We start from the raw sequence: 5,902 nt of genomic DNA on the forward strand, positions 1-5,902 counted from the left end.
CGCTTGCTGGGTGGGGGTTACGGCCCTCCGAGGTTGCCGCGTTGCACGTCGACCAAGTGGTTTTGGGTGCAGAAGACCCGCATCTCTTGTTCGGTGACGGAGAGCGGAAGAACGGCCCTGGTGAGGTGACGCTGTTGTATGGCGTCGACGTCGTCGCTGCTCGGATTGATGTGCTCTCTGACCGTGAGACCTGGAACGGGTATCTGTTCCCCTCTCGCTCTTCGTCGACGGGACACATGTCAGTTAGCACGATACGTCGTCGGTTCAAACAGCTTGCTGACACTTCTGGAGTGGTTGTCGATGGAGATACACCGACCCCCAAGATGGGACGTCGGTTCTGGTACTCAGCGTATCAGGAAGCGGTGGGAGAGGTTCTTGAGGGATTAGAGGGAGTTGCTGAAGATCAGGGGAGTTCGTCAACGGAGGTTGTGCTTCGGAATTATCTATCAAGGGATCAAGAGCGGAAGGCACGGCGCAGAAAGATGTACGAGAAGTTGGAGGCGGCGTTTGCGAGGTAACCCGTTTCACTGCGAGCCTGTGTCTAATGAGCCACATTACAAGATTACCTCGTCCATTCAGGGAAGTATTCGACTGGTAGTCGCGACCTCGGTTACTATCAAATCAAACGCTGAATAACACAGCGACCCTCACGACTGCTCCAACACACGGATACGTGACCGCGTTTACGAGAGGCCCCATCCTTCTTCAATTCGGCCGTAAAGCAATACTCCGCACATAATCGCTACAATAACTGCTCTGTTGAATAGCGATCTATTCAGCCAATATCACGGGTTTAGAAGGATGAAGCCGAGGAATTCGATTCTGTCCTATGGAACTCGATATCCTCGACTTCGTTGAGCAGTGTCGTGACCTAGCTAAACAAGCGTTGGGGAAGCACGCGGGCGAGCCCGCCAGCGGCGGGTTCGCCCGCTGGGTCCACGTCGTTCTGCACTGCTTTCGGCTCGAAGAAGGCCACAGCTACCGTGAAACGCCGAATCGGCTGAAGTATATGACCGAGATTCGTGACGCACTCGGCTTAGATCGGGACGATTTGCCGGACTACAGCACGATCTACAAATCGTTCGACCGGCTGAAAATGTGGGTCTGGCGGGCGTTGCTGCGCGTTTCAGCGCAGCAACACCCGCAGTCTGGCCACCCTGCTCTCGATAGCACGTTCTTTGACCGCCGCCGTGCTTCCTCGTACTTCCGCCAGCGGTCGGGAAGCACCGTACAGACGCTGAAAGTGACGACATTAACTGATGTGGAATCGCTTGCGGTTCTTGACGTGCACATCACAGCACGGTGGAAGCATGATACGAAGACCGGACCGCAGGTCGTCCGCCGAAACGCGGACGACCTGCAGTCGGTCGCCGCCGACAACGGCTTCCAAGACTGGCATACCGAGTACGAAATTGCCGCATATGACGTTGAGTACCTCGTTCACTATCGTGGATCATCACCGAAAGCAGCTCTGAACAACACGCTCAACCGAGCAAAGGGCTACTCACAGCGGTGGATGGCCGAAACGTCGTACTCGACAGCCAAGCGCTCGCTCGGCGACGCCGTGCGAGCGCTCGGCTGGTATCGGCAGTTCCGTGAAATTGTCTTGATGTTCGCTATCATCAACATAGAACCGCTGTGTGAGCCGCTGTAACCGTGACTCAGCATCTATTCAACAGAGCAACAATAACCAAGGTTAGAAATGCATCCTGTGTAGGTCTCGTGAGGCTTTCTAAGTCGAATCCTAGTATAGGCGAAATTTCGAGCTGGTAGAGTAAAACCGGAAACAACAGCACGAACAGACATGGTGCAAGTATAACATACCGGTCCACGGGGTCGTCAAGTCCAAGGACATTTCGCGTTTCCCAGCCGGATTTTGAGTTCACATAGAACCGGCTGATAAGTATTGCAAGAGCCAAAGACTGTGCTGCGATGATTTCGCCGGATATTGAGCTGACCACAATTTCGATGATTTGCCCTACAACGACTGCACCAGCGGCCGAAGCTAGGAACTCGACGTACTGCATTTCAGTAGATCCCTGCCCGATTTCAGGGTCCATAGAGGTCCAAATGCTCACTAGTACTGCATAGAACAGGAGGACTGCGCCCTCCCGGATCACGTTGTAGCTGAAGTCAGATATGATGCCCACAAGCAGTAGCAACCCAACAGAGATTGTGGGTATGAGATCCGATTTATCCTTTATTTCACCCATCCTGTAAAACAGGTATCAGTTCGTCTACTTGGCTGTTGCCCTATCCAGTATTTTCCTCTGCCGATGAATTTCTAGCTCTTGCGCTCGATTATGCACGTCTCGTCGGCATTCGGGTGGACATTAGTTGAATCGAAACACTGGCTGACATCAAATACTAAGTAACGTTACAAGAAGTAGTCGTAATAACCAAACACGACTCCAAATATGCAAATTCTAATTGACACAAATATCTTCATCCACCGAGAGGATGACGAAATCGTCCCGGAACCCCTTCGCGAGTTAGAGCAGTCCTTGAGAAAGAAGGGCCACACCATGTTGATACATCCTCTCTCAGCTAATGAAATCCGGAATGACAGCAACGCGGAGAGACGGGAACGAAACGAGTCCCGAATCGAGACGTACGTTGAGCTTTCCTACCCACCGACACCCAGTGGTAGTGACTCTGAATTCAGACAGCACGTCGAGGTGGCGACAGGCAACGATCGAGTGGATAATATGCTACTCTACGCTGTCTTCGCCGACGCTGTAGAGTTCCTAATTACTGAGGACCGAGGCATCCACAAAAAGGCGATGGACCTTGGCATCGAAGATCGCGTGTTCACGATTGCAGAAGGACGTGATCACTTCCAATCCGAGCGACCACCGATTCGCGGCCCCGCAGCCATTCAACGAACTACCTTCGGCGAATTGGACCTCTCGGACCCGATTTTCGACTCGCTCAAAGAGGAGTATGACGAGTTTGTTAAGTGGGGAAAATCGAAATCGGACCGGCCAGCTTGGGTCAACTATACCGACGAAGGACAGCTTGGTGCAGTCCTTATCCTCAAACCAAAAGAGGTCGAGGATATCGGCGTAGATCCACCGCTCGGACGTGAGAAACGGTTAAAAATTTCCACTCTCAAGGTCGGGGAAGTCCAATGGGGTTCGAAAATCGGTGAGCTTCTAATCTCAATCGCCATTCGGGAGGCTATCGGATACGAAGTTGACCAGATTTACCTCACGCACTACGTCGACGAAGACGAAGATTACCTAGTGAGACTCATAGAAAGATATGGGTTTGAACACGCTTCGAACCGGCAAGACGGAGAAGGCATCTTCGTCAAGCGGCTTACGCCGCCACCAGACACGGCGATTGACCCGCCAGAAATCGCCCGGCGCTACTACCCGTCGTTCTACGACGGTGATGAAGTAGGAAAGTTCCTCATTCCGATTCAGCCTCGGTACCACAACAAGCTCTTTACTGGCTACTCAAAGCGACAGCCAGGGATCGGTGAGTTCGCAGGGAAGTTCAACTCCGAAGGGAACGCTATCCACAAGGCGTACCTTTCGCATTCGCAGATTACCAAATTGTCGCCTGGCGACATTCTACTTTTCTACCGGTCGAGCGACTACAAGGAAGTCACGTCATTGGGTGTCTGTGAGGAAGTCCTCTCTCGTACCACTGACACGGACGCTATTCAGAAGTTCGTCGGGAAGCGGTCTGTGTTCTCCGAGCGGGAAATCAAGGAGATGGCAGAAAAACCGACAACTGTGATTCGGTTCTCGTGGCATTTCGACTTACAGAACCCCCTCTCACTGGAGAACTTAATGAAGGATGATGTACTTTCGTGGGCACCACAGACGATTCAGTCAATCGGTGAAGAAGAGTATAAGTATATAAGGACAAAAGGAGGCATTGATGAACGCTTTGCTCTCGATTAAGCCAGAATTCGGAGAGAAGATTCTGGCTGGTGAGAAACAATACGAGTTCCGCCGCACTACATTCAGCGACGCGGACTCTGTCGATTTTATCTATCTCTACGCTTCCTCGCCTGTGATGCAGATAATCGGGGGCTTCACTCACAAGCGAATTATCGAAGCATCGCCAGACGAGCTGTGGGAGCTATTTGGTGACCAGTCGGGCATTAAGGAACGAGAACGGTTCATGGACTACTACGAAGGTGCCGAGACTGGGTACGCCATTGAGATTGATTCGGTTCACCGTCTTCAAGAGCCGATCACGCCGGTTGAGCTGTTCGAAGAATTCGTTCCTCCTGTATCGTTCTATTATCCTAGCCCAGAGATGGACGCAACTCTTCGGGAATACTTCCCTAAGTCGGTGGAGACGAAGATGACACGGTTGCCGCAGTTCTCGTCTGATTAGGTAGAGTTCGCCACAACATCGCCTAATGGAGAAATTTTTGGAGTGTAGATGGCAGAGATGTTCAGTTGAGTACACTGGACGCATCCCCCTCTCTAAGCGCCAGTTGCAACGATAAAGGAAATGTCACACCAATTGCAGCCAGCTATTCGTTGACGTAAAAAAATACACGGAGTCTCTGCCTGTTTTGCGAGCCTCCTCTGCGAGAACGATTCTGACGACGACGTCATTGTCGTCTAATTGCCTGACATCGACCGCTGTCGATCCTCTGGTTCTCTACGTCGGTCACGAGGAGCAGACCGGACTAACCGTGGTTGAACTCGTCCTCGATGCGAGGGAAATCTCCCTTTTCGGCGCGATCATGGACGACATGAAACGCGATCTATAATATAATTAATCTGTATTCGTGGCGAAAGAGTCCCAATTGACTGGTTTCTGCTTTCACTACATACCTTTATTTCACGTTACGTTTCGTTCTTGGTAAGGACGAGAGCCCGGGTTCAAATCCCGGCCTAGGCTTAGTGGGGTTACACGGTTTCTCTCCCCATTTTACACTGTTCTTATGAGAGAAACCAATGGTACTCAAGAACGCGCCCTTTTACTACACGGGCACCCCGACGCCGTCTTGCGATTCGTATAGTTGTCAAGACACCATAACGACAACCACCACACAGTACAGCGATTCGAGTTTGGAGATCGGTCAATGAACCCGTCCGACCCACTTGACAACCTCGGCGGTGGGGACGCGATGAGCGGAGAGATACCGCCCGCGCCCGAGGACTACGAGTTCACCTACCCACTCGTGAGCCGACGTTCCGAGGAAAACCTCGGCGGATTCGGGATGAATATGGTGGACGACCACCGCGACTTCAAGCACGAACTCCTGTCGTGGCTGGCTCATTACGGGAAACATCCCGAGAAGCGCGAGGGACTGGCAGACTCGACGCTTGAATCCACGCACTACAAACTCGAAACTGCGTTCCGCTGGCTGTGGCGACACGAAGACCAGTACACCACGAAGTTTACGTCCGAACACGCAGACAAGTTCATTCGTGTGCTGAACCAGTCGGAGGAGGTGATTGACTCGACGGTTCTCCACCACGCGAAGGACATTAAGCGGCTGTTCAAGTTCTACAACCACGCGCGTGGGACGGACTACGAGTGGGACGTGGAAGTAGAACTCTCACAGTCAACAGCGGGGACGAACGCGATTACCTCCGACGTGCGGCGTTCAAGCCGCTGTATCAAGCCGCACTCGAATACTCCTCGGTCAAGAACTACCACTCGGTAACTCCCGAGGAGCGCGACCGGCTCAAGATATTCGTCTCTCAGCGTCTCGGTACCCCGAAAGAGAAGGTCGGCCCTGAGGTGTTCAAAAAAGCGAACTCGTGGCGACCACACTTGATACCAGACTCCGGCCTATCGAGGTAGAACGCGGTCGGACGGTCGCGGTCAACGGTACGGAATACACTCTCACTGACAAGGAGACGCGGTCGCCGTCTCCGGTGGAGTTCGTTCACTATCTCTACCTTGAGCGTGGTGAGACAAT

General features: G+C 52.6%; 5 protein-coding genes and 1 pseudogene. 5 read left to right on the forward strand and 1 reads right to left on the reverse strand.

Features of this window, described 5'->3' with window-relative positions; genetic code table 11:
* A pseudogene (locus tag QT222_RS07780) lies at positions 1-518 on the forward strand (site-specific integrase); the annotation flags it as partial.
* A gap of 311 nt (positions 519-829) precedes the next feature.
* A complete protein-coding gene (locus tag QT222_RS07785; RefSeq protein WP_491476831.1) occupies positions 830-1,654 on the forward strand; it encodes an IS5 family transposase in 825 nt (274 codons plus the stop codon).
* 7 nt (positions 1,655-1,661) lie between these two features.
* On the opposite strand, the gene QT222_RS07790 is transcribed toward QT222_RS07785, so the two are convergent.
* The gene (locus QT222_RS07790) at positions 1,662-2,213 is read right to left on the reverse strand and encodes a hypothetical protein (protein WP_491476832.1); all 552 of its coding nucleotides are present in this window, start codon (positions 2,211-2,213) and stop codon (positions 1,662-1,664) included.
* A gap of 204 nt (positions 2,214-2,417) precedes the next feature.
* Between QT222_RS07790 and QT222_RS07795 the strand changes: the two genes are divergently transcribed.
* The 3 genes from QT222_RS07795 (at position 2,418) to QT222_RS07805 (ending at position 5,644) form a co-directional block, all read left to right on the forward strand.
* Entirely contained in the window at positions 2,418-3,914 is a 1,497-nt protein-coding gene (locus QT222_RS07795; RefSeq protein WP_491476833.1) for a PIN domain-containing protein, read from the forward strand.
* Positions 3,892-4,356, forward strand: coding sequence for an ASCH domain-containing protein (locus QT222_RS07800; protein WP_491476834.1), 465 nt, complete (start codon positions 3,892-3,894; stop codon positions 4,354-4,356). The genes QT222_RS07795 and QT222_RS07800 overlap by 23 nt, the downstream gene beginning before the upstream one ends.
* A gap of 700 nt (positions 4,357-5,056) precedes the next feature.
* Entirely contained in the window at positions 5,057-5,644 is a 588-nt protein-coding gene (locus QT222_RS07805) for a hypothetical protein (RefSeq protein ID WP_491476835.1), read from the forward strand.
* Positions 5,645-5,902 lie beyond the last annotated feature (258 nt).

This window comes from Haloferax sp. s1 (genome assembly GCF_058382125.1).

Excerpts from the sequence above, each read along its gene's own strand:
- QT222_RS07790 (WP_491476832.1), bottom strand. The coding sequence starts at position 2,213 with ATGGGTGAAATAAAGGATAAATCGGATCTCATACCCACAATCTCTGTT.
- QT222_RS07805 (WP_491476835.1), top strand. The coding sequence starts at position 5,057 with ATGAACCCGTCCGACCCACTTGACAACCTCGGCGGTGGGGACGCGATG.
- QT222_RS07800 (WP_491476834.1), top strand. The coding sequence starts at position 3,892 with ATGAACGCTTTGCTCTCGATTAAGCCAGAATTCGGAGAGAAGATTCTG.
- QT222_RS07795 (WP_491476833.1), top strand. The coding sequence starts at position 2,418 with ATGCAAATTCTAATTGACACAAATATCTTCATCCACCGAGAGGATGAC.
- QT222_RS07785 (WP_491476831.1), top strand. The coding sequence starts at position 830 with ATGGAACTCGATATCCTCGACTTCGTTGAGCAGTGTCGTGACCTAGCT.